18 protein-coding genes and 1 pseudogene are annotated in these 22,164 nt (G+C 70.8%); 13 read left to right on the plus strand and 6 right to left on the minus strand.

Features of this window, described 5'->3' with window-relative positions; all coding sequences use genetic code 11:
- The first annotated feature begins 293 nt into the window (after window positions 1-293).
- The 12 genes and pseudogenes from ABZU91_RS27670 to ABZU91_RS27725 all read left to right on the plus strand — a co-directional run.
- Window positions 294-860 carry a hypothetical protein gene (locus tag ABZU91_RS27670; RefSeq protein ID WP_355246451.1) on the plus strand — a complete coding sequence of 189 codons (567 nt, stop codon included), beginning with the start codon at window positions 294-296 and terminating at the stop codon, window positions 858-860.
- 32 nt (window positions 861-892) lie between these two features.
- Window positions 893-1,771 carry a hypothetical protein gene (locus ABZU91_RS27675; RefSeq protein ID WP_355246581.1) on the plus strand — a complete coding sequence of 293 codons (879 nt, stop codon included), beginning with the start codon at window positions 893-895 and terminating at the stop codon, window positions 1,769-1,771.
- 46 nt (window positions 1,772-1,817) lie between these two features.
- A complete protein-coding gene (locus ABZU91_RS27680; RefSeq protein WP_355246454.1) occupies window positions 1,818-2,477 on the plus strand; it encodes an SAF domain-containing protein in 660 nt (219 codons plus the stop codon).
- A gap of 2 nt (window positions 2,478-2,479) precedes the next feature.
- Complete coding sequence (locus ABZU91_RS27685; protein WP_355246457.1) at window positions 2,480-3,280, plus strand: ParA family protein; 801 nt, start codon at window positions 2,480-2,482, stop codon at window positions 3,278-3,280.
- Entirely contained in the window at window positions 3,270-4,811 is a 1,542-nt protein-coding gene (locus ABZU91_RS27690; RefSeq protein ID WP_355246460.1) for a CpaF/VirB11 family protein, read from the plus strand. The genes ABZU91_RS27685 and ABZU91_RS27690 overlap by 11 nt, the downstream gene beginning before the upstream one ends.
- A gap of 4 nt (window positions 4,812-4,815) precedes the next feature.
- Window positions 4,816-5,718: a type II secretion system F family protein gene (locus tag ABZU91_RS27695; RefSeq protein WP_355246463.1), complete on the plus strand. Its 903-nt coding sequence runs from the start codon at window positions 4,816-4,818 to the stop codon at window positions 5,716-5,718.
- 37 nt (window positions 5,719-5,755) lie between these two features.
- Window positions 5,756-6,625, plus strand: a complete 870-nt coding sequence (locus tag ABZU91_RS27700) for a type II secretion system F family protein (RefSeq protein WP_355246584.1) — start codon at window positions 5,756-5,758, stop codon at window positions 6,623-6,625.
- Window positions 6,626-6,652: 27 nt separating this feature from the next.
- The gene (locus ABZU91_RS27705; RefSeq protein ID WP_355246466.1) at window positions 6,653-6,856 is read left to right on the plus strand and encodes a hypothetical protein; all 204 of its coding nucleotides are present in this window, start codon (window positions 6,653-6,655) and stop codon (window positions 6,854-6,856) included.
- A gap of 5 nt (window positions 6,857-6,861) precedes the next feature.
- Window positions 6,862-7,308, plus strand: coding sequence for a TadE family protein (locus ABZU91_RS27710; RefSeq protein ID WP_355246469.1), 447 nt, complete (start codon window positions 6,862-6,864; stop codon window positions 7,306-7,308).
- Window positions 7,305-7,772 (plus strand): TadE/TadG family type IV pilus assembly protein, encoded by a 468-nt coding sequence (locus ABZU91_RS27715; protein ID WP_355246472.1) that lies wholly within the window; start codon window positions 7,305-7,307, stop codon window positions 7,770-7,772. The genes ABZU91_RS27710 and ABZU91_RS27715 overlap by 4 nt, the downstream gene beginning before the upstream one ends.
- Window positions 7,769-8,212 carry a hypothetical protein gene (locus ABZU91_RS27720; protein ID WP_355246475.1) on the plus strand — a complete coding sequence of 148 codons (444 nt, stop codon included), beginning with the start codon at window positions 7,769-7,771 and terminating at the stop codon, window positions 8,210-8,212. Before ABZU91_RS27715 ends, ABZU91_RS27720 begins: the two co-directional genes overlap by 4 nt.
- Window positions 8,213-8,226: 14 nt before the next feature.
- Window positions 8,227-9,225: pseudogene (locus tag ABZU91_RS27725) on the plus strand (LysM peptidoglycan-binding domain-containing protein); the annotation flags it as partial.
- 554 nt (window positions 9,226-9,779) lie between these two features.
- On the opposite strand, the gene ABZU91_RS27730 reads toward ABZU91_RS27725, so the two are convergent.
- Window positions 9,780-10,634 (minus strand): DUF2231 domain-containing protein, encoded by an 855-nt coding sequence (locus tag ABZU91_RS27730; RefSeq protein ID WP_355246478.1) that lies wholly within the window; start codon window positions 10,632-10,634, stop codon window positions 9,780-9,782.
- A gap of 186 nt (window positions 10,635-10,820) precedes the next feature.
- Here ABZU91_RS27730 and ABZU91_RS27735 point away from each other — a divergent pair, with 186 nt between their 5' ends.
- Window positions 10,821-11,621 (plus strand): crotonase/enoyl-CoA hydratase family protein, encoded by an 801-nt coding sequence (locus tag ABZU91_RS27735; RefSeq protein WP_355246481.1) that lies wholly within the window; start codon window positions 10,821-10,823, stop codon window positions 11,619-11,621.
- 1 nt (window position 11,622) lies between these two features.
- On the opposite strand, the gene ABZU91_RS27740 is transcribed toward ABZU91_RS27735, so the two are convergent.
- From ABZU91_RS27740 to ABZU91_RS27760, 5 genes are all read right to left on the minus strand, one after another.
- Window positions 11,623-15,324 carry a discoidin domain-containing protein gene (locus ABZU91_RS27740; protein WP_355246483.1) on the minus strand — a complete coding sequence of 1,234 codons (3,702 nt, stop codon included), beginning with the start codon at window positions 15,322-15,324 and terminating at the stop codon, window positions 11,623-11,625.
- A gap of 134 nt (window positions 15,325-15,458) precedes the next feature.
- Window positions 15,459-18,365, minus strand: a complete 2,907-nt coding sequence (locus ABZU91_RS27745) for a discoidin domain-containing protein (protein WP_355246486.1) — start codon at window positions 18,363-18,365, stop codon at window positions 15,459-15,461.
- Between the two features lie 146 nt (window positions 18,366-18,511).
- Window positions 18,512-20,170, minus strand: a complete 1,659-nt coding sequence (locus ABZU91_RS27750; protein ID WP_355246489.1) for a glycoside hydrolase family 13 protein — start codon at window positions 20,168-20,170, stop codon at window positions 18,512-18,514.
- 98 nt (window positions 20,171-20,268) lie between these two features.
- A complete protein-coding gene (locus ABZU91_RS27755; protein ID WP_355246492.1) occupies window positions 20,269-21,156 on the minus strand; it encodes a carbohydrate ABC transporter permease in 888 nt (295 codons plus the stop codon).
- A gap of 11 nt (window positions 21,157-21,167) precedes the next feature.
- Window positions 21,168-22,124 (minus strand): sugar ABC transporter permease, encoded by a 957-nt coding sequence (locus ABZU91_RS27760; RefSeq protein ID WP_355246495.1) that lies wholly within the window; start codon window positions 22,122-22,124, stop codon window positions 21,168-21,170.
- Window positions 22,125-22,164 lie beyond the last annotated feature (40 nt).

The following is a 22,164-nucleotide window of genomic DNA, read 5'->3' on the forward strand; positions in this document are numbered from 1 at the left end:
TCGCCGTCCGGAGTGCGGCTCGGACACCTGCCACCACCACCCATCATCACGCAGAGTGTTCGGTTGAATTGCCTCTGTTGCATCGGCGATCGTGAGCTTATGCTCGCCCCTTGGGTGTGACGCAAGCCTCACCTCGACGACCGGAGAACACGGGACCTTGCATTTGTAGAAGATCCGCAACGGTGAATGCAGAAGCGAAATGAACGGTCGGATGTACTGATCCGGGCGCGCTTCCGCATGCTCGACAACGGCGTCTCGTCGCCACGTCGGGCGATCACGAGGAGGGTTCGGCGGTGCGCGGACGGCAGCTCGGACGAGCGGCAACCTGCCTGCTGGCGATCGTGGCGGCAGTGACGGTGACCGCCTGCGGCAGCGAGCAGGAAGCGGTCGAACGACCGGCATCGGGGCAGGGCGACGGAGCACGGACGGATACGGGCGCCGAACGCGCCGCGGCGGAAAAGGCGGCGCTCGAGGCGTACTCCGGATATCTCACGGCCTCGCGCACGGCGAGTCGGCGCAGCGATCCGCACGCGCCGGAACTGTCCAGATTTCTCGCGGATCCACTGTTGACTCGGGTGCAATTGTCCATTCGCGACGCTAAGGAGCACGGCGCGATGCGTACCGGGACATTGAGATCCGATCCCACCGTGACGTCCGTCGACCTCGACTCCGACCCGGCCACCGTGGAGATCCAGGACTGCCTGGACGCGACCGGATACCGGCTGGTCTACACCAAGGACCAAAAGATGGTCCCGGGCAGCGGTGGCGGCAGGCACCTGGCCACTGCCACCGCCACCCGCTATCCGGACGGCCGGTGGCTGATCAGCTCCGGTTCCGCGCACCAGGACCAGCCGTGCTGACCCGGCGGGTCCTCGCGGGCGTCGGCCTGGCGATGCTGCTGATGGTCGGCGGGACCCTGCCGGCCGCCGCCGCACGGCGCGCCGGCCCGGGTGTGGAGTGCCCGCCCGGCCAGCCGGACTGCAATGTCTGGGACGACGAGCCTGGCCACCCGGGCGACCCCGGCGGTGGTGGAGACAACGGCGGCGGCAACTCCGGTGGCGGTGGCGGTGGCGGTGTCTGCCAGTGGGGCGGCCGGACGATCCCCTGCTACGACGACCTGCTGGGCTGGTTCAACAACGGCGACGGCTGCTACTACAAGCTCGCCGTGCCCCAGCCGTCGGCACCCGAGGGCCAGCAGTGGTACGTGCAGACCTGCAACGGCGGCGCTGTCGGCACGCAGGTCAACGTGCTGCTCGACGGACCGCCAGCCGGCTTCGGCACACCGCCGGACCCGGAGGAGCTGGCCCGTCGGGCCCTCGCGTCGATCAAGCTGCTGCCGGCGCGACTCAAGGTCGCTCCCCGCAAGGACATCGGCCCCGGCCTCGTCGGGCTGCCGGTCTGGATGTGGGCCACCCCGAGCGCCAGCTACTTCGGCCCCCTGAACGCCTCCGCGAGCGACCGTGGACTGACCGTCTCGATCGAGGCCAAGGTCGACCGGATCGTCTGGAGCATGGGCAACGGCGACACGGTCACCTGCACCAAGCCCGGCACGCCGTACGACCCGAAGGGCAGGCGCGCCGGCCGCACCTCACCGGACTGCGGTTACGACCGGGGCTACCCGAAGGCCGGCACCTACCGGGTGGGTGCCACCACGTACTGGACGGTCCGCTGGTGGACCGACAACGGCGTCGAGGGCGACCCGATCGCGCAGACCCGGACCAGCGGCACCGTGCCGGTCCAGATCAGGGAGCTCCAGGTGGTGACCAGGTGAACGCGCCGGTTCTGCGAGCCCCACAGTCACGAATGGAGATCGAACGGTGAGTGTGGCGACGCGTAACGCGACCGGGCCGGTGGACGCGCCGGTCAGCCCGCCGAAGGTGGTCCGGCAGCGCCGCGTCCGCCCCGGACTGCTGGGTCTCGCCGTCCTCCTGATCGCCCTCGGTGGGCTGGGAGCCGCGTTCGCGGTCACCTCGGTCCGGGCCACCGGTAGCTACCTCGCGGTGGCCCGACCGGTGGAGGTGGGACGGGAGATCAGCGCGGCCGACCTGATCACCGTGCAGGTCGCCGGCGGCCAGGGGCTGCGCCCGGTGCCCGCCGGACGGCTGGACGAGGTGGTCGGTAAGCGCGCCGCCGTGGCGCTGGTGCCGGGCACCCTGCTCACCCTCGGGCAGGTCACCGACGACCCGCTGCTCGGCCCCGGGCAGCAGCAGATCGCGCTCGGTCTGAAGACCGCCCAGGTGCCGGCTCGCCAGCTGCACCCCGGTGACAAGGTGTTGCTGGTCAGCACTCCGGACGACAACGCCACCGGGGCGGCAGCCGCGCCGGGCACCCGGTTCGCCGCCACCGTCATCGACATGGTCACCTCGACGAACGACGAGAAGGTGCTGTACCTGGCGCTCCTCGTCCGGGACGTACCCGCCGTGGTGGCGCTGGCCGCCCAGGAGCGGATCGCCGTCGTGCTGACCGAGGCGGCCTGAGCATGGCGATCATCGCGTTGGTATCCGCGAAGGGGTCACCTGGCGTGACCACCTCTGCGCTGGCCTGCGCGCTGACGTGGCATCGCCGGCTGGTCCTCGCCGAGTGCGACCCGGCCGGCGGATCGATCCTCGCCGGATATCTGGGCGGTCAGTTGGACGGCCCGCGCGGCATCGGGGAGTTGGCCGTCGGCGAGCTGCGCGACGGCAACCTGGAGACGGCGTTCTGGTCCCAACTGGTCGACCTGGACGCGCCGCGCCGGGAACGGCTGCTGCTGCCCGGCCTGGTCGATCCGACGCAGGCCGGCAGCGTCACCCCGCTCTGGCAACGCTTCGCCGACTACTTCAACGCCCTGGACCAGGGCACCCCCGGCTACGACGTGCTTGTCGACTGCGGCCGACTGCACGTCACCGGTCCACCGTGGCCACTGCTGCGGGCCGCCTCGGTGGTGCTGCTGGTGACCCGGGCCCAACTGCCCGACCTGTCCGGGACGCGGGCGGTGGTCACCGCGATCGAGCGGGACTTTGCCGAACACCGGGTGCCGCCGGGCACCCTGCGGCTGCTGCTGGTCGGCGACGGACACGGGCGCGCCGAGATCAGTCGCGGGCTGAAGCTGCCGGTGATCGCCCGGCTGCCGCACGACCCGCGTACCGCAGGGGTGCTCGCCCTCGGCGGGACCGTACGGGCCGGACGGCCGCTGCTGCGCGCGGCGACTGCGCTGGAGGTGCCGATCGGGGCGCTGCTGGAACGCCGGCGGGCACGACTGGCCTGGCCGGTGCAGCAGGGGGTGCCGGATGCGGTTTGAACCCGTCTCCGCCGACCCGCGGCAGCAGCCGCCCGGTGCGACGTCCACCGCGCCGCCGCTGACCCCGACGAACGGCCGGCACCACCACGCGACGCCGATGCCGCAGCCGGCCCCCTCGGCCACGCCGCCACCCGACGCGGCGCCCCGGCCCCGGATGGACTTCCAGGTGGTCCGGGAGCTGCGCCGGGAACTCACCGAACGCCTCACCCTGTGGCAGCGCGGCCGCGAGTTCACCGTCGACGAGGAGGACACCGAGCGGGCTCGGCTGGCCGTCCAGGTGGTCGCCGAGTACGCCGACGCGGTCCGCCGGGCCGGCACACCGATGGCCGCCGGTGAGGAGCGCCTGCTGCTCGACCAGGTGACCGCCGAGCTGGTCGGGCTCGGCCGGCTACAGACCCTCCTGGTCGACGACACCATCGAGGAGGTGCACATCCTCGGCTGTGACCAGGTGCGGATCACCCGGCACGGCGGCGGGGTGGACTGGGGTGAGCCGATCGCCGACAGTGACGCGGAGCTGGTGGAGATCCTTCAGGCGGCGGCGCGACGGGCCGGCGCGACCGAACGGTCACTGTCTACGGTGAAGCCAACCCTCGACCTGCAACTTCCCGACGGCAGTCGGCTGGCCGCGGTGTTCCTGGTCAGCCACCGCCCGTACGCGGTGATCCGCAAGCACAACACCCTGGACGTGAGCCTCGACGACGTGGCCGGTAGCCGGGGCGACCTGGACGAGATGATCGACCCGTTGCTGCGCGACTTCCTGCGTGCGGCGATGCGCGCCGGGTTGAACATCATGGTCGCCGGGCTGGCCGGCGCCGGTAAGACCACGATCATCCGCGCGTTGATGAACGAGATCCCGCCCGACGAGCCGTACGTGCTGCTGGAGGAGAGCCGGGAACTGCTGCCGGCCCGCCGTCGGGAGCGGCACCGGGCGGTGATGAGCTTCGAGGCCCGGGAGGGGCACGGCGAGCGCGGCTTCGACGGCCGTCCGGCGGGCGAGGTGACGATCGCCGACCTGATCCCGCTGTCGCTGCGGATGGGCGTCCTGCGGATCATCGTGGGCGAGGTGCGGTCCCGCGAGATCGTGCCGATGCTCCAGGCGATGACCACCAGCCGGGGGTCGATGTGCACGATCCACGCCCGTACGGCCGCCGGGGTGGGCGAGCGGATCGTCGAGCTGGCGCTGGCCCACGGCCGCGAGATGACCGTCGACCAGGCGCGCCGGATGGCCGGCAATGCCCTCGACCTGATCGTCTACGTCACCGTCGAGGACGAGAGCGCGATCGGCGGGCGCAAGCACCGGTTCGTCTCGCACGTGGAGGAGGTGATCGGAGCCGGCGAGGCCGGACGGATCACCACCACCACCGTCTTCGGCCCCGGTCCGGACGGCCGCGCGGTCCCCCGACACCTGCCCGAACGGGTCCGCGACCAGTTGCTCCGCGTGGGGTACGACGTCCGACTGCTGACCCGGTGGATCGAGGCGGGCACCGGCGCCTGGCGGCGACCCCGGCAGACCCGACTGGCCCGGCGGTGACCTGATGGGGAACAGCCTGGAGTTGATCGCGGTGGTCTCCGGGGCCGCCTGCGTGGCAGGGCTCCTGCTGGCGGTTGTCGCACTGGTGGGTACCCGTCGACCCGCCGGCCCAGCTCCGGGGGCGGGGCCTGGCCTCAGCCGCCTCTGGCGCGGCTCCGGCGCCACGCCCGCCGAGCGGCGGTCCTACCAGGCGTTGCTGCTCGCGGCGGTGGTCGCCGGCGCGTTGGCGTTCCTGCTCACCGGGCTGCCGGTGGTGGGCCTGCTCGTGGCGGTGGCGGTGCCCGGCACGCCGTGGCTGTTCGCGGTCGGTAAGGCCGAGCAGCGGGCGATCGCCCGGATCGAGGCCGTCGGCGAGTGGACCCGGCGACTGAAGGACGTCTCCGGTACCGGCCAGGGCCTCCAACAGGCAATCATCAGCACGATCGGCAGCGTGCCGCCCGGGATCGAGGACGAGGTACGAGTGCTCGCCGCCCGGTTGCAGGCCGGCTGGCTGGCCCGCTCCGCGCTGCTGGCGTTCGCCGACGAGATCGGCGACCCGGTCTGCGACCAGGTGGTGGCGGCGCTGATCCTGCACCTCACCGACCGGGGCGAACGGCTCGGAGACGTACTCGGGTCCATCGCCGGTGCGGCGTCCGCCGAGGTGGCGACCCGTCGGGAGATCGAGGCCAAGCGCACCCAGCCCCGCTTCGCGGTCCGCTTCCTCACCGGGATGACGCTGGCGACACTGGCGTACGGGCTGGTCAACAGCGAGTACATCAAGCCGTACGGGACACCGGTCGGTCAGGTCGTGATGGCCGCGCTGGGCGCCGCCTTCATCGGCCTGCTGGCCTGGGTCCGCTCGATGAGTCAGCCGCAGCGGCCGGCCCGGTTCCTACCGGCGCCCGACCCCCAGGAGGTCATCGCGTGAGCGTGAGTGGCACCGCGTCCGCAGGAGGCTCGCGGTGATCGTCAACTGGCTCCTCGGCATCGCCGTGTCCGGTGGAGCGGCGATCGGGTTGGGCCTGTTCCTGGTGATCCGCGAGTTGGTGCCGGCCACTCCCGCGCTCGGGCCGGCACTGCGCCGCCTGCACCAACCGCCGGGCACCGGGCGGGTGGCTGCTCCCGCCTCCCGCCGGTTGGACTGGCTGACCGGGCTGTCCCGCTGGCTGCGACCGCCGCACCGGCAGCTCGCCCTGATCGGTCAGACCTCCGAGCAGTACGCGCTGTCGGTGCTGCTGTCCGCCCTGATCGGCCTGGCCGCGCCGACCCTGCTCGTGATGGCGCTGTTCGTCCTCGGCATCTCGCTGCCACTGGCCGTACCGGTGCTCGGCAGCCTCGGCCTGGCGTTGATCGCCGGGCTGCTGGCACACCAGTCGGTGCTGACCAAGGCGAACGCCGCCCGCGACGAGTTCCGTCAGGCCGTGTGCACGTACCTGGATCTGGTGGCGTTGCAGCTCTCGGCGGCGCACGGGCCGGTGCAGTCGCTGGAGCGGGCCGCCGCGGTCTGTGACGGCTGGGTGTTCGACCGCCTCCAGGAGTCGCTGCGGATCGCCCAGATGCAGATGCACGCGCCCTGGGACGAGCTGCGCGACCTCGCCGACAAGATCGGCATTCCGGAGCTGGGCGATGTCGGCGCGATCATGCGCTCCTCGGGCAGCGAGGGCGCACAGGTGCACGAGACCCTGCGCAGCCGGGCGGACTCGCTGCGCGACCAGATCCGCACCGACGGCCTGGCCCGCGCCGAGGGCGTTACCAGCAAGCTCGACATTCCGGGCGCGTTGCTCGTCTTCGTGCTGCTCGGCTTCGTCGTCTACCCGTTCGTGGTCCGCATCTGAATCGCCCCCCGAGAGAAGGAGTACGCCATGCCCATCCTCACCTACCTGCACGTCGTGCTGACGACGCGCCTCGCCGAACTCCGTCGCGACGGCGAGCGCGGCGACAGCCCGGTACCGACCGCCGTGATCATCATGGGTCTCGTCTTCGTGGCGACCGTCGTCACGGGCCTGGCCCTCGCCCGGGCCAGAGGCTGGATGAACGCCATCCAGGCACCCGCGAACCCGCAGTAACCGGCATGCACCGAGCCGCTTTCCCGAGGTGGCGCCGAGCGGTTCCCGCCGCCCGGCGTCGCCTCGTGGCCGGCGATCGGGAGCGGGGTGCCAACCCGGTGGAGCTGGCCGTGGTGATGCCGCTGATCCTGGTGCTCCTGTTCGCCTCACTCCAGATCGCTGCCGTCTTCCTGGCCCGCTCCACGGCGTTGAACGCCGCCCAGAGCGGGGTCAACGCGCAACGGCGCTACAACGCGTCCGACGGCGCCGGGGTGACCAGCGCCCGCCGGTTCCTGGCCACCACCGGCGATTGGCTGCTGAGCTGGGACGCCGGCGGCGGTCCGAACTGTGTGACAAGCGAGGTCGACGTGACCTGCACGGTGACCGGTCGGTCCCTGTCGGTCGTACCCGGCGTGCGCTTCGCGATCCGGCAGACCGCGCACGGGCCGGTGGAGCGGGTGACAGCGCCGTGATCCGGGCCGCCGAGCGGGGCTCGGTCTCCATCGAGGTCGCGGTGCTCGCGCCCGCGTTCATCGCGTTGATGGTGCTGGCCGGCGTGGCCGGACGCAGCGCCGTGGCGGCAGAGACCATCGACGCCGCCGCGCACGATGCGGCCCGCGCCGCCTCGATCTCCCGCACTGCGGCCGAGGCCCGCAGGGATGCGCGTAACGCGGCTCAGCAGCAGTTGGACTGGCGAGGACTCAGTTGCACCGACACTCCGACCCTGACGTTCAGCGGCTCGGTCGGCCGGGAGACCACCAGCTTCGACGAGGCCTACGGCAGCGCGCTCGGCCAGAACGCGACGGTCACCGTCACTGTCGCGTGCCGGGTGTCCTTCCGGGATCTGCGACTCAACGCCGTACCCGGGATGCCCAGCGAGAACCGCATCGAGGCCAGCTTCACCTCCCCACTGGACCGCTACCGGAGTCGACGATGAACGTCCGTACGCTCTCCGGCGACCACGGCCGGGTCAGCATCTTCCTGGCCGTGGCGATGGTCGGCGTACTGGCCATCGTGGGGCTCTCGTTCGACGGCGCGGGCCAGCTCCGCACGCTGCAGCACGCCGACAACCTGGCGGCAGAGGCGGCCCGCGCGGGCGGGCAGGCCATCGACCGCGCCACCGCGATCGAGGGCGGGCCGACGCGGATCGACCAGCCGCAGGCCCGCGTCGCGGTCGCCGACTACCTCTCCGCCGCCGGTACCACCAGCCACACCGTGAGCTTCCCGCGAATCGCCGGGGAGACCGTCGTCCGGGTACGCCTGACGATCACCTACCGCCGCTCGATGCTCGGCCTGTTCGGCCTGGCCGACCAGGTCACCGTCACCGGTGAGGCGACCGCGCGGGCCATCACCACAGGCCCAGCCCCGGCCCCATAGGAAGGAAGGCAGCCATGTCCGCATCGGGTCGGTCCGTCGTACGGCGGACGGGACGCGTCCTCACCGGCCTCGGCGCGCTCGTCGTGCTCTGCGCTCTGGTGGCGGGTGCGCCGATCGCGTTGCTCGCCTTCGCCGGCAATCCCCTGCCCGACCATCTGCCCACTCTCGCCGAGGTGGGAACCGTCCTGACCAGCCGGGACGACGGGCAACTCTTCCTGCGGGCCCTGGCGCTCGCCGGTTGGTTCGGCTGGGCCACGTTCACCTTCTCGGTCCTCGTCGAGTTGGTCGCGCAGATCCTGCGCCGGCCCGCGCCCAAGCTGCCCGGAATGAGCCGCCAGCAGAAGGCCGCCGCCGCGCTGGTCGGTTCGGTCGCCCTGGTCCTCGCGGCCAGCCCGGCCGCCGCCAGCGCCGCGGCGATCTACACCGGTCCGGCGTACGCCCAGTCGAGCACGTCGACGAGCGCCGCCCGACTGCCCGAAGGCGGGCCGCTCGGGCTGGCCGGGAGTGGGCCGCTCGGCCTGGTCGCGCCCGGCAGCCCGAGCGCTGGTGAGCAGGCGGCGCCGGTGTATCGCGTGGCGCGCGGCGACTATCTCGGCGAGGTGGCCGAGCGGTACCTCGACGAGTTCGACGACTATCGACAGCTCGCCAAGCTGAACCGGCTGGACGACCCGGATCGGATTCGTCCCGGCCAACTGCTCCGGCTGCCGGCAGAGGCCGCCGACCAGGGCGCTCACCCGCACGCCACCGGCAAACTCGTCGGCCGGCCCGCCGCGCCCAAGCCACCGGCTCAGCGACCGGCACCCGAGCAGACCGCGCCGGAGCAGACCGCGCCGGCACCCCCCGGCGGTACGGAGTCGACAGGTCAGGTGCCCTCGATGACCGTCGGCGCGGCTCGGGCCGGAACCACCGACCGGGTGAACCGACCGCTCGCGGTGTCCGCCGTGCTGGCCGTCGCGAGCATCGTGGGCGCACAGATCGGCGCGGTTCTCGGGCTGCGCCGCCGCCCCGCCACCGCCGGTGCCACCCCCCGGTTGGTCGCGGCTGCCCGCGCACCCCGGCGCGGCGCGGATCGCAGTGGCGGCAGCCCCCGCGGCGCTCGGAGCGGCGGCAGCTCCCAGAGCGGTCGCAGTGGCGGCAACTCCCGCAGCGGTCGGAGCAGCGGTGCCGCCTGGGCTGCCAGCCGTGCGGCCGCCGCCACCGAGAGCACAGCGCCGCCGACCGGAGGCCCGGCCGCGAGTGCCGAACCGGGCTGGACCGGTGAGCAGGACTGGACGGGTCGTGACCAGCGCGGACTGCCCGCCGGCGGACCCGGCTGGGATGCCGTGCCGGATGAGCCGTCGAGCGGGCGGCACCGACGGAGCTGACCGGTCGCGCGCCGGCACGAGGCGGCACGAGGCGGCACGAGGCGGCGAGTGGCGGCGCGCGGCGGCGCGCGGCGGCGCGCGGCGGCGAGTGACGGCGGATGACGGCACGCGGCGGCGAGTGGTCTGGAGAGCGACACCAGCCGGACGGCGTCCGGTGGAGGTCACCCCAGCCGACGGCGTCCGGTCGCGCTCGGCGGAGCGAGTCAGGGCAGGCGGGTCTGCAGGACGCCGTCCTGGACGCGGGTGGGCAGGATCTGCTGGTCGTTGCCGGAGGGCCCCTGCATGACCTCACCGCCGTTGAGCCGGAAGGCGCTGCCGTGCCAGGGACAGACCACGCAGGCGTGGCCGTCGATCTCCTGGACCTCGCCCTCGCCCAACGGGCCGCTCTGGTGCGGGCAGCGCTCCAGCATCACGGTGACCTCCTCACCGTGGCGGTAGAGGATCACCGAGATGTCGTCGTCCACCTCGCGGGTGATCAACGTGCGCTGCGGCAGGCTGGCCATGTCGACCAGCGAGTGCCACCCGTCGCTCATCCGGTGCAGCTCGGACACGCTCTGGTTGACCTGGGCGCCCTGCTTGTACGCCAGGTGTCCACCGATGTACGCGCCGAGGCTGACGGCGGAGAGGCCGAGGAACCCGAGCGCCTTACCGACACCGCTCCGCCCGGAGAGCCGCGCCGCCAGCGATCCGGCGTAGAGCCCGACACCGACGGTGTTCGCGGCGGCGTGCACGAGGCCGACCCGGCGCTGGTCCCGGGAGAGCGCCGCCCAGTCGTTCAACCCGGCAACCGCCGCCGGCAGCGCGCTGACCGTCCCCAGGCCGACCAGCACGGTGGCCGGCCGGCGCTGCCCCGGCATCAGGTCCAGCACGGCGGCGCTGATCCACGCCCCGACCGGCACCTGCACCATGGCCGGGTGCAGCGGGTGGCCCAGCGTCACGCCGTGCAGCAGGTCCCGCAGCCGGCGCGGTCGCAGCGTCCCCAGGACCACCTTCTGCAACCGGTCACCGGCGCGGTCCAGTCGGGAGTCCTGTTCAACCTTCGTCAATAGCTCTCGCACGAGTACCGACTTCCCGGCGATCGCCGTCACAAACCGACCACCGGCGACAAACCTGCCGCGTCCCCCTTTCGCGCCGATCTTGCACTTTCTGTTGACAGGAACCGGGGCAAAGGCCGCAGACCGGCAACCGGAACTGCAAGATCGACGAGGATTGTGGGGGGCGAGCCCGGCGGGCATGCTGGCGGGATGGGTGTGCGCGTGGAGCGGGTCGGGGCCGTCAGCACTGTGATCGTGGATCGTCCCGGGGCTCGGAACGCTGTGGACGGGGCCACCGCTCGGGCGCTGGCGGACGCCTTTCGCGCCTTCGACGCGGACCCGGACGCGGCGGTGGCTGTGCTCTGGGGTGCCGGTGGCACGTTCTGCTCCGGTGCCGACCTCAAGGCGATCGGCACGCCGCGCGGCAACCGCGTCGAGCCGGAGGGGGACGGCCCGATGGGTCCGACCCGGATGGTGCTGAGCAAGCCGGTCATCGCGGCGATCTCCGGGTACGCGGTGGCCGGTGGCCTGGAGTTGGCCCTCTGGTGTGACCTGCGGGTCGCCGAATCCGACGCCACACTCGGGGTGTTCTGTCGTCGCTGGGGAGTACCGCTCATCGACGGCGGGACGGTCCGGCTGCCCCGGTTGATCGGGGAGAGCCGCGCGATGGACCTGATCCTCACCGGGCGGGCGGTACCGGCCGACGAGGCGTACGCCATGGGGTTGGTCAACCGGGTGGTGCCGCCGGGCCAGGCGCGGGCGGCGGCCGAGGAACTGGCGGCGGCGATCGCCCGGCACCCGCAGACCTGCCTGCGCAACGACCGGGCCTCCGTGCTGGTCGGCGCGGGGCGGCCAGCGGCGGAGGCGTTCGCGACCGAGTTCGCGTACGGCATGGATTCGCTGGCCACCGACGCGGCGGCCGGCGCGGCCCGGTTCGCCGCGGGCGAGGGCCGGCACGGCACGACGCCGCCGGGAGGGTGGGACCCCCCGACGGCGTCGGCTACCGGGTGAGTCAGTTGCGGTTGATGGTGAAGGTCGTGGTCGGGTTCTGGATGTCCACGGCGTTGTTGCTCAGCCGCAGGTTGGTGAAGGTGACCGACCCGACGGCAGGACCCTGCCCGGATTCCGGCATGGGGTTGGCCCAGATGCCGAAGCCGGACTTGGCGTCGTAGGCGTCACCGCTCTTGCGGGCGCCGCTGATGGAGATGTTGGTGAAGACCGTGTCGGTGATCGGGTTCTGCGGCTGCCCACCGACGTAGTTGGTCTGGAACATGATGCCGCTGTAGGTCGGGTCGACGATGTCGACGTCGCTGACGCGGATGCCCTGGAACACCTTCGAGGCGGAGAACACCCAGATCGCCGGGAAGGTCTGTCCGCCCCAGAAGTGTCCACCGGCCCGCACGATCGAGATGTTCTCGAAGCGGGTCGGCGGGCTCGCGCCGAAGCCGTTCATCGGGTAGCCGAAGTCGAGCGAGCTGATGGTGATACCGGAGTAGACGAGCGTGTCCGCGATGTAGATGTTGCGGAACGTGTTGCCGTAGCCGCCGTAGACGGCCACCCCGGCGGCCCGCCAGGTCAGGGTCGACGTCAGGTTCTCGTAGATGTTGTCCTTCATGTCGGCGCCGCCCGCGTCGATCGCCGAGAACAGCGCGAAGCTGTCGTCACCGGTGGCCCGGGCGTCGTTGTTGCTGACCAGGTTGTTGGTGCTGCCGTTGGTCATGTTGACGCCGTCGGCGAACAGGTTGCGGATCCGCGAGTTCCTGATCGTCATGTAGTCGGTGTTGGCACCCCAGTAGAGGCAGACCTGGTGCTCGGCCCAGATGTTGTCGATCACGATGTTCGACACGTTGGAAAAGTCGAACACCTTGCCCGGGCCGTCGATCCGCGAGGTGTAGTTGCCGAAGTACGCGAAGTTCTTGAACGACGAGCCGGCCGCCGAGTTCTCGGCCCGGAAGCCGATGTCGGTGTTCTCCTGGCCGGACGGCGCGTTGAACCGGGTGTACCAGGGGCCGGCACCGGTCACCTGGACCGCCTTGCCGTACACCTGGAACTTCGACGAGGTGGAGTAGTTGCCGGCCGGCAGGTAGACACCGATCAGGTTGCCGGTGGTGTCCATCCGGACCCGGTCCAGGGCGTTCTGCACGTCCTGGTGGGTGAAACCGGTCGGAGTGGCGTAGCGCGCCGAGTCCGGGTTGGCGATCGGCGAGACCTGCTCGGTGTTGATGAAGTCGATCGCGTAGGTGGTCGTGTTGGCCGCGTCCTTCTGCAGGCGGATCTTGCTGCCGGCCGGCACTGTCGAGTTGAGCATGACGTTGGCTTCGTCGTAGATGTGCCGCGGTCCGCCCGCGCTCGGCGAGTTGCCCGGGCTGGTCTCGTTGCCGTACAGCCAGGCGTAGCGGGACGTCAGGTCGATGGCCTTGTGGAACGTGCCGTTGACGTAGACGTTCAGCGTCGAGTTGATGCCCCCGCCGCCGGCCGCGTCCGGGATGGAGAAGCGGGTGACGAGCGTGTTGGTGCTGGCCCGGGTGGTGAACTCGACGTAGGCACCGGTCGAGTTCAGGGTCACCGCACGCCGACCGGACGCCTCACCGGCCAGGTCGCCGACGGTCCGGTTCGGGCCCACGACTGCCGCGCCGCCGCCGACCGCGCCGTCCTCGGCCTCGTACATGTCGTACGGCATGTTGGCGCCACGCCCGACGAAGAGCGGACGGTCGGAGGTGTTGTTGGTCTGCTTGACCGGCAGTTCGTTGGCGTCGGCGGCGAGCACGACCCGGACCGTGTACTTGCCGTTCGCGGCCGTCCAGGTGCCCAGGTTGACCGGGCCGACCGTCGCCCCGGCGTTGATGACACCGGAGTACGAGCCGGTCAGGGTACGGACGACCGTGCCGGACTCGTTGAGGACGGTGAGCGTGATGCCGTGGGACCCGGACGCGGACGCGACGCTGCCGGCGTTGCGGATCGACACGGAGAACGTGACGGTGTTGCCGGCCGACGGGTTCCCCGGCGACCAGGCGACCGAGGAGGCGACCAGGTCACTCGTGGCGACCGGGCTCACCACCAGCGGGCTGGGGTTGGAGTAGCTGTTGTTGGTGTCGTCCTGCTCGACGACGGTGTTGGACTCGTCGACCTTCGCGCTGAGCGGGTAGCTGCCCGCGTCGCGGGTGCCGATGCTGGCGCTGACAGTGGTCGACGCGCCGGCCGCGAGGGCACCGACCGACGCGGTGCCGACCCGGGTGGAGCCCAGGTAGAAGTTGACGTTGGTCGCGGCGGAGGCTGCCGAACCGGCGTTCCGCACGGTCGCCGAGAGCGTGATGGTGCTGGTCTCGACGGGCGCGGACGGGCTGAACGACATGCCGGTGACGGTGAGGTCCGGGTTCGGCGCGGGGGTGCCGAAGACCTGGAACTCGGCCACCTGGCCGGCCGGAGCGCCGCTGTTCGAGGCGATCGAGAGGCGTACGTCGGCCGCCGCGCCGCTGACCGGGATGGTCACCGTGTTGCCGCTGCCCGGGTTGAAGGTGTAGTTCGTCGCGCCGACCAGGGTGGTGAAGCTCGACGAGCCCTGGTCCCGGCCGAGGACGGTGATGTTCTGGGTACGCGTACCCCACGCCGAGTCCGGGTTGAGCTTCAGCACGACCGAGCTGAGGCTGGCGTTCGCGCCGAGCTGCACGGTCAGCGTGCTCGGGTTGCCGTTGCCCTCCCAGTAGGTGGCCACGTTGTTGTCGTTGGCGTTGGTCGCCACGAACGTGTGCACGTATCCGGAGGCGGTGATCGGCTTGCCGACCGCCAGGTTGCTCCCGGTGGGCGGGTTGCCGGTGCCGGTGCGGGTGACCGTGTTGCTGTTCGACGACTGGTTGCCGGCCGCGTCCTTGGCCCGCACGTAGTACGAGACCGTGGCGCTGTCCGCCTGGCTGTCGGTGTACGTCAGCGTCGAGCCGCCGACGCTGCCGCGCAGCGCGCCGTTGGCGTAGACGTCGTAGCCGGTGACCCCGACGTTGTCGCTCGACGCCGACCAGGTGAGGCGGATCTGCCCGCTGGCCGGCTGGGTGTAGGCCAGGTTGCCGGGAGCGCTGGGAGCCTGGGTGTCGGTGCTGCCGCTGGAGCCGTACACCTCGACCTCGGAGAGCTGCGCCGCCGGCCAGCCGGTGTTGCCGGTGACCTGCACCCGTACGTAGCGGGTGCTGGCGGCGGTGAAGCTGACGGTCATGGTGTTGCCGCTGCTCGGGTTGAAGGTGTAGTCGGCCGACGACTTCAGGGTGCTGAAGGACGAGCCGTTGGTGGAGCCCAGAACCGAGAGCGTCTGCGTACGCGTCTGCCAGTCCGACGACGGCGGCAGCTTGAGCACCACCCGGTCCACGCCGATCGTGGCACCCAGGTCGGCCTGGATCCACTGGGGGAACGCGTTGTTGGCGCTCTCCCAGTAGGTCGAGGCGTTGCCGTCGTTGGCGTTGCTCGCCACGTAGTTCTGGTTGTAGCTGCTGGCGGTCATGGTCGCGGAGAGTCCGGCGAGCAGGGCCGCGCGGGCGGAGCCCGCCGGGGCGGAGGCGGGCGTGGCTGCCGGTGCCGCGGTCGCGGGGGTGACGGCGGGAACGGCGGCGAGGAGCAGTCCGGCGAGCGCGCCGGCGAGCAGTCGCTGGCGACGTCCTCGACCGGTCGGGTGGGCGGAACCGGGCGAGCCGGTTCGCGGGGTGCCTCGGGTAGGGCCGTTTCTGGACATCGGTGGCTACACCTCTTTCGGGGGTGGTGTGGGGTGCGTTGCCCGGTGACGGGTGCAGGGGTACGCCCGTCGTGCCGCGACAGGTGGGGGACGGTGCGGTGGTCCCCGCCCTGGCCGGGGCGGGGACCACCGGCCTAGCTGGAGTAGACCTCGAACTCGCTGAGCTGACCGGCGGGCCAGCCGGTGTTGCCGGTGACGGTCAGGCGCAGGTATCGCTGGCTGGTGGCCGTGAAGGTCACGGTGACCGTGTTGCCGCTGGACGGGTTGAAGGTGTAGCCGGTCGACGACTTCAACGTGCCGTACGACGAGCCGTCGGTGGAGCCCAGCACCGCAAGCGTCTGCGTGCGGGTCTGCCAGGCCGACGACGGTGGCAGCTTCAGCACGACCCGGGACACCGTTCGGGCGGCGCCCAGGTCGACGGTCAACGACTGCGGGAACGCGTTGTTGGCGCTCTCCCAGTAGGTGTTGGCGTTGCCGTCCACCGCGTTGGACCCGGCGTACACGTCGGAGTGGCTGGTCTCGGTGATCGACCGTCCGGCCGCGAGGTTGCCGCTGGGGGCGGGCGTGGTCGGGGGCGGGGTGGTGGTCGGCGGCGCGGTGGTGGGCGGTGCCGTGGTCTGCGTACCGCCGTACACCTCGACCTCGCTGAGCTGGGCGGCCGGCCAGCCGGTGTTGCCGGTCACGGTGACCCGGATGTAGCGACGGTTACCGGAGGGCAGCCCGATCGACACGGTGTTACCCGAGCCGGGGGCGAAGACCCGACCGGCGGACGACGCCAGGGTGCCGTACGACGAGCCGTCGGTCGAGCCGAGCACCGACAGCGTCTCGGTGCGCTGCTCCCAACCGGCGGGCAGCTTGAGCACCACCCGGTCGACCGAGCGGACCGCGCCCAGATCGATCGTGACCGACTGCGGGAAGGCGTTGTTGGCGCTCTCCCAGTAGGTGGAGGCGTTGCCGTCCACCACGTTGCCGGCGGTGTAGCTCTGGTTGGTGCTGGTCGCGGTCGCCGACCGGTTCAACGCCAGGTTCCCGCCGGAGGGCGGAGGGGTCGTCGGAGGAGCGGTGGTCGGGGGCGCGGTGGTCGGAGGGGCGGTGGTGGGCGGCGCGGTGGTCGGGCCGGTGGTCGGCGGGGTGCTCGGTCCGCCACCCCACTGCGGCTCCGGCCACGGGCCGCAGTACGGGGTCGGGGTGTACCAGCCCGAGTTGCCCGAGCCCTGGGTGATCTGGAAGCCGCCACCCACGCAGTTGTGCATCGGGTTGCTCTGCGCGATGTTGGTGGCCCGCACGTTGGTGAACGACACCTGGCTGGGCGCCTGCACCTGGAGCGCGTACGTGCCGGCGCCGTCGATGCGTACGTTGGTGAGGTTGATCCCGCTGGTCTGGCCCTCGATCCAGTGCAGCGCCGCGTACGAGCTGTCCAGGATGTCGGTATCGGTGATGTTGATGGTGGCCTGCTGGAACGCCTCGTTGAGGGCGGAGAACCAGATCGCCCCGACGCCGAAGTTCCAGTTGTAGTCCGAGTTGCCGTTGCGGATCAGGGTGTTGCGGGCGATCGTCCAGGTGCCTCGGACCGCGGTGTCACCCTGCACGCCCGGATAGCGGTTGGCGACGTGGATGCCCCCGCCGTTGGTCAACGAGTCGGCAGTGACGTTATCGGTGATCTTGATGTCCCGGCCGCCGTAGCTGACCAGGTGGTTCGCCAGCAACGTCACGCCGATCGTGTTGTGCGTGAACGAGTTGTTGACGTTCGGCACGCTCTGCGCCCACATGGCGAGGGCGTCGTCACCGGTGTTGCGGACGAACGTGTTGGTCACCGTCGAGTTGGTGACGCCGGTGTGGAAGTTCACCCCGTCGGCGGTCTGGTCGAGGATGCGGCTGTTGCGGATGGTGAAGTTGTCCATCGGACCGTCCATCCACGCGCCGACCTTGGTGTTCTCCAACCAGAGGTTGTCGACCACCGAGTTGGTCATCGCCCCGCCGAGCGCGTTGACCTGGTCGTCGTCCATCCGCTCGCGGATGTCGCCGATGATGGCGAAGTCCCGCAGGGTGACGTTGCGGCTCGGCCCGTTCGCCTCGTGCGACCGGATCTCACCGGTGTAACCGCCGCCGGGGACGTACTTGCCGTAGATGCCCGCCGCCCGCTTCCGGTCGGTGGGGTGCCGGCCGCCGAGCACCGAGTACCAGGGGCCCGCGCCGCGCAGGGTCACCCCGTCGACCACCACGTGGTCCCAGAGGGTGAACGTGCCGGTCGGAATCCACACCGCCCGGCCCTGGGCCTTTCCGGCGTCGACCGCCGCCTGGAACTTCGCTGTCGAGTCGGTCGCACCGGTCGGGTCCGCGCCGAAGTCGGTGACCACGTCGATGACACCGGAGGGCTTGGCGATCGGCGCGACCAGCTCGAAGTCGGCCAGGTCGATCGTGAAGGTGGGCGACTGGGCCGTCGAGGACACCTGCAACCGGATCTTCGTGCCGGCCGGCTGGGTGCTGCCGAACAACGCCCGGGTCTCGTCGTAGAAGTGGTGCGGGTTCGTGTCACCCGGGTTGTTGTTGAACGGATATCCGCCGTAGTACCAGCCGTACTTCGACGTGACCGGGACCGACTTCAGCAGGTTGCCGTTGGCCCGCAGGTCGATGGCGGCGTCCCGGCCGGTGCCGGCCGAGTTGTCCGGCAGGCTGTACCGGAAGGTGACCGCGTTGGCCGGGGCGGTGAGGGTGAACTCGACGTACTCACCGACGGCGTCGAGGGTGACCGCTTCCCGGCCGGACGCCTCCGACGGAAGCGTGCCGTAGCGCCGGTCCGGGCCGATCTTCGTGCCGTTGTGGGCTGCCTTCTCCGCCTCCTGTTCGAGGAACGGGACGGTGGCGCCACGGCCGGAGATGTCGAACGGGGACAACCCGGCCGCCGAGGCCGGGGTGGCACCGCCGGTGACCGCGAGGGCGGTCAGCGAGGTGGCGGCGAGCAGGGTGGCGGCGATGGCGGCCAACCCTGTCCGGGCCGGGTGGCGAAGATGGTGCGGGGTGCCGGTGGTGTGGTTGGCCATGAGCGGCGCTCTCCCTTTCGTCAGGCAGGCCAGATCCCCCGTGTCGGTGCGGTGTGGCGGTCCCTCGTACTCCTTTCGTGAGCGCGGTGCGTGGGTGGTGTGGTGCCGGCGGTCGGGACGGGACCGCCGGCACCACGTCGACCGGGTCAGGTCAGGGCGGCGTCCGCGCGCGGTCCGTCCACCTCTTCGGGGGTACGCAGCCAGACGGCGGTGTCCGACGGCAGCAGCCCGTCGTCGAGTGGGCCGCTGGCCAGCAGCAACTCGCCCTCGGCGGGCAACGGCACCGCTGCGTCGGTGAGGTTGACCAGGCAGCGGAAGCCACCGCCGCGGCTGAACGCCAGCACGCCGTCCGGGGCGGGCAGCCAGGTCAGCTCGCCGTCGCCGAGCGCTGCCTCGGCCCGCCGGATGTGGATCGCGTCCCGGTACAGCTCCAGCATCGAGGCCGCGTCGCCGGTCTGCGCCAGCGCGGTCCGGTCCTTCCAGTCGGCGGGCTGGGGCAGCCAGGGCGCTGCCGAGCCTTCGGGACTGAACCCGAACGGCGGCTCGTCACCGGCCCAGGGCAGCGGCACCCGGCAGCCGTCGCGACCGGGGTCGACGCGGCCGGAGCGTTCCCACATCGGGTCCTGCCGCAGCGCGTACGGGATGTCCTCGACCTCCCAGAGGCCCAGCTCCTCGCCCTGGTAGACGTAGGCAGCGCCGGGCAGCGACAGCGACAACAGCGCGGCGGCCCGCGCCCGGCGGGTGCCCAGCTCCAGATCGGTCGGTATCCCCTCGCGCTTGGCGGCGAAGCTGAACGTGGTGTCCGCCCGGCCGTAGCGGGTCACGTGCCGGGTCACGTCGTGGTTGGAGAGCACCCAGGTGGCCGGCGCACCGACCGGCGCGTGCGCGCTCAGCGTGCCGTCGATGCTCTCCCGCAGCGCCGACGCGTCCCAGGCGCAGCCGAGGAAGTCGAAGTTGAACGCGGCGTGCAGCTCGTCGGGGCGCAGGTAGTTGGCGAACCGTTGCCGGTCCGGCAGCCACACCTCGCCGATCAGCGCGCGATCGGCGTAGGAGTCGGCGACGCGACGCCAGCCCCGGTAGATGTCGTGCACACCGTCGAGGTCGTGGAACGGGTGCGGCCGGTCGGGCTCGACCTCCGGCAGCGTCCCGTCCTTCACCAGCAGACCGGCGGAGTCGATCCGGATGCCGTCCACGCCCCGGTCGAACCAGAACCGCAGGATGTCCTCGAATTCGGCCCGCACCCGGGGGTGGTCCCAGTTGAAGTCCGGCTGCTGGGGCGCGAAGAGATGCAGGTACCAGTCGCCGGGCGTGCCGTCCGGGTTGGTGGTGCGGGTCCAGGTCTCGCCACCGAACTCGCCGACCCAGTCGGTGGGTCGCTGGTCGCCGTTCGGGCCCCGCCCCGGACGGAACCAGAACAGGTCCCGCTCGGGCGCCCCCGGGCCGCCGGCCAGCGCGGCCTGGAACCACGGGTGTGCGTCGGAGCAGTGGTTGGGCACCACGTCGACGATCGTGCGGATACCCAGGTCGTGCGCCTCGGCGATCAACGCCTCGACCTCGGCGAGCGTGCCGAAGACCGGATCGATGTCGCGGTAGTCGGACACGTCGTACCCGGCGTCGGCCATGGGCGACGGATACCAGGGACTGAACCAGATCGCGTCGATGCCAAGCGCGGACAGGTGGTTCAGGCGGGACCGGATACCTGCGATGTCACCGATGCCGTCACCGTTACCGTCGGCGAAGCTGCGTGGGTACACCTGGTAGATAACCGCTCCACGCCACCACGGACTGCTGTCTGCTGTGGACACGAGCACCTGCTTTCTGCGTCAGTACGTCGCCGGGTACGCCGGTGGCGATTGTGTGTCGGACGAACGACCGTTGTTCGCTCCGCTGTCTGCGGGGATGGCTATCCCTTGATGCTTCCGGCGGTCAGGCCAGACATGATGTTCCGCTGGAAGATCAGAAAGACGATAACGGTCGGGATGGCGGCGATGACCGACGCGGCGATCACGACGTTCATGGGCGTACCGCCGGCGAAGGAGTAGATGCCGACACTGACCGTCCGGGTCTCCGGTGAGGGCATGACCAGCTTCGGCCAGAGGAAGTCCTTCCAGACCGCCGTCATGGCCAGAATCGCGACGACTCCGAGAATCGGGCGCGACATCGGCAGGATGATCGACCAGAGCGTACGCAGCGACGTCGCGCCGTCCACCAGAGCCGCCGCCATCAACTCCTCGGGGATCGAGTCGAAGAATCGCTTCAGCAAAAAGATGTTGAACGCGTTTGCCACCAGTGGCAGCCAGATGGCGAACGGCGAGTCGAGCAGATTGATGTGCAGGATCGGAAGGTCGATCACTGTCACGTACTGGGGGACGATGAGCACCATGGCCGGGATCATCAGCGTGGCGAGCATCAGCCCGAGGATCACGTTGCCGAAGATCGGTCGCAGTTTCGACAACGAGTACGCGGCGGCCGCGTCGAGGACGAGCTGGAACAGCACCGCGCCGATCGCGTAGTAGAACGTGTTGAACAGCAGCTTAGCGAGTTCGAGATTGTTCCAGGCATCGATGTAGTTCTGCGGCTTCGGGTCCTTCGGAAACAGCGTGGGCGGAGTCTGCGCGATCTCCTGGCCCGACTTGAGCGCGCCGGTGACCATCCAGTAGAGCGGCCCGAGGAAGACGAGCGTGAACGCCGTCACGACGACGACCAGGAGCGTCCAGTAGATGATCCGCCCGCGCCCCCGGCTGATCTGGGCATGGGAGATGAGGGTCCGGGTTCCGGAATCCTGTGCCATTGGGCGCCGTCCTAGTCCTGTTTCGCAGTCAGCCGCACGTACACGGCGGAGAAGCCGGCCAGCACCACGAGCATGAGCACGCCCAGTGCGGCAGCTCCGTTGAGGTCGTTCTGGAAGAACCCGTGCTGGTAGATGAGGTACGCCACGGTGGTCGCGGAATCTTCCGCGCCCGCACCGTTGGCGAGGATCAGTGGCTCGATGAAGAGCTGCATGGTGGCGACGATCTGGATCATCGCCAGGAGCGCGAGGATGAGCCGGGTCTGCGGGATCGTCACGTGGCGGATGCGCTTGAAGATCCCGGCGCCGTCGAGTTCGGCAGCCTCGTACAGCTCGCCGGGGATGTTCTGTAGCGAGGCCAGGTAGATCAGGACCGCGCCACCCATGTTCATCCAGGTGGACGCGATCACCATGGCCGGCATCGTCATCTGCGGCGACTGCATCCACTGCGACGTCGGCAGGTGCAGCGCCTTGAGGATCGCGTTGAACAGCCCCGCCTCGCTGGGGTCGTACGCGTAGAACTTGAAGAGGTAGAGAGCCGAGGCCGGCGGCAGCATCACCGGCAGGTAGACCAGGATTCGCAGGTAGCCCTTGGCGTGTCGGAACTCGTTGAGCAGGATCGCCACGAAGAACGGCACCGCGTACCCGAGCACGAGCGCGAGCAGCGTGAAGTAGAACGTGTTCTTCCACGCGGGCCAGAAGCTGGGGTCGGCGATGAGACGGGAGTAGTTGTCCCAGCCCACCCAGGTCGTCTCGCCGCGCCTGGTCCGCTGGAAGCTCATGACGACGCCGCGGACCATCGGATACCAGGAGAAGACCACGAAGCAGAGCACGGCGCCGATCAGGAAGGCGTGCCCGGTGAGATTGTCCCGTACCTTACGGCCGAGGCTCGTACGCTTCGGCGCTGCCGCGTACGACGGCATCGGGCGACCCGGCTTCCCGGGGGCCTGGGGGGCGGCGGTGATCGCCACGACACACTCCTGCGCAGGTCGGTGAGGCGGACGGTGCGGC

The sequence above is a fragment of the Micromonospora sp. NPDC005174 genome, from assembly GCF_040608495.1.
GTDB lineage: Bacteria > Actinomycetota > Actinomycetes > Mycobacteriales > Micromonosporaceae > Micromonospora.

What these genes read in the sequence shown, in the direction of transcription:
- ABZU91_RS27740 (WP_355246483.1), bottom strand. Translation starts at nt 15,324, where the DNA reads ATGTCCAGAAACGGCCCTACCCGAGGCACCCCGCGAACCGGCTCGCCC.
- ABZU91_RS27710 (WP_355246469.1), top strand. Translation starts at nt 6,862, where the DNA reads ATGCACCGAGCCGCTTTCCCGAGGTGGCGCCGAGCGGTTCCCGCCGCC.
- ABZU91_RS27755 (WP_355246492.1), bottom strand. Translation starts at nt 21,156, where the DNA reads ATGGCACAGGATTCCGGAACCCGGACCCTCATCTCCCATGCCCAGATC.
- ABZU91_RS27735 (WP_355246481.1), top strand. Translation starts at nt 10,821, where the DNA reads ATGGGTGTGCGCGTGGAGCGGGTCGGGGCCGTCAGCACTGTGATCGTG.
- ABZU91_RS27695 (WP_355246463.1), top strand. Translation starts at nt 4,816, where the DNA reads ATGGGGAACAGCCTGGAGTTGATCGCGGTGGTCTCCGGGGCCGCCTGC.
- ABZU91_RS27705 (WP_355246466.1), top strand. Translation starts at nt 6,653, where the DNA reads ATGCCCATCCTCACCTACCTGCACGTCGTGCTGACGACGCGCCTCGCC.
- ABZU91_RS27675 (WP_355246581.1), top strand. Translation starts at nt 893, where the DNA reads ATGCTGCTGATGGTCGGCGGGACCCTGCCGGCCGCCGCCGCACGGCGC.
- ABZU91_RS27745 (WP_355246486.1), bottom strand. Translation starts at nt 18,365, where the DNA reads ATGGCCAACCACACCACCGGCACCCCGCACCATCTTCGCCACCCGGCC.
- ABZU91_RS27685 (WP_355246457.1), top strand. Translation starts at nt 2,480, where the DNA reads ATGGCGATCATCGCGTTGGTATCCGCGAAGGGGTCACCTGGCGTGACC.
- ABZU91_RS27690 (WP_355246460.1), top strand. Translation starts at nt 3,270, where the DNA reads ATGCGGTTTGAACCCGTCTCCGCCGACCCGCGGCAGCAGCCGCCCGGT.
- ABZU91_RS27720 (WP_355246475.1), top strand. Translation starts at nt 7,769, where the DNA reads ATGAACGTCCGTACGCTCTCCGGCGACCACGGCCGGGTCAGCATCTTC.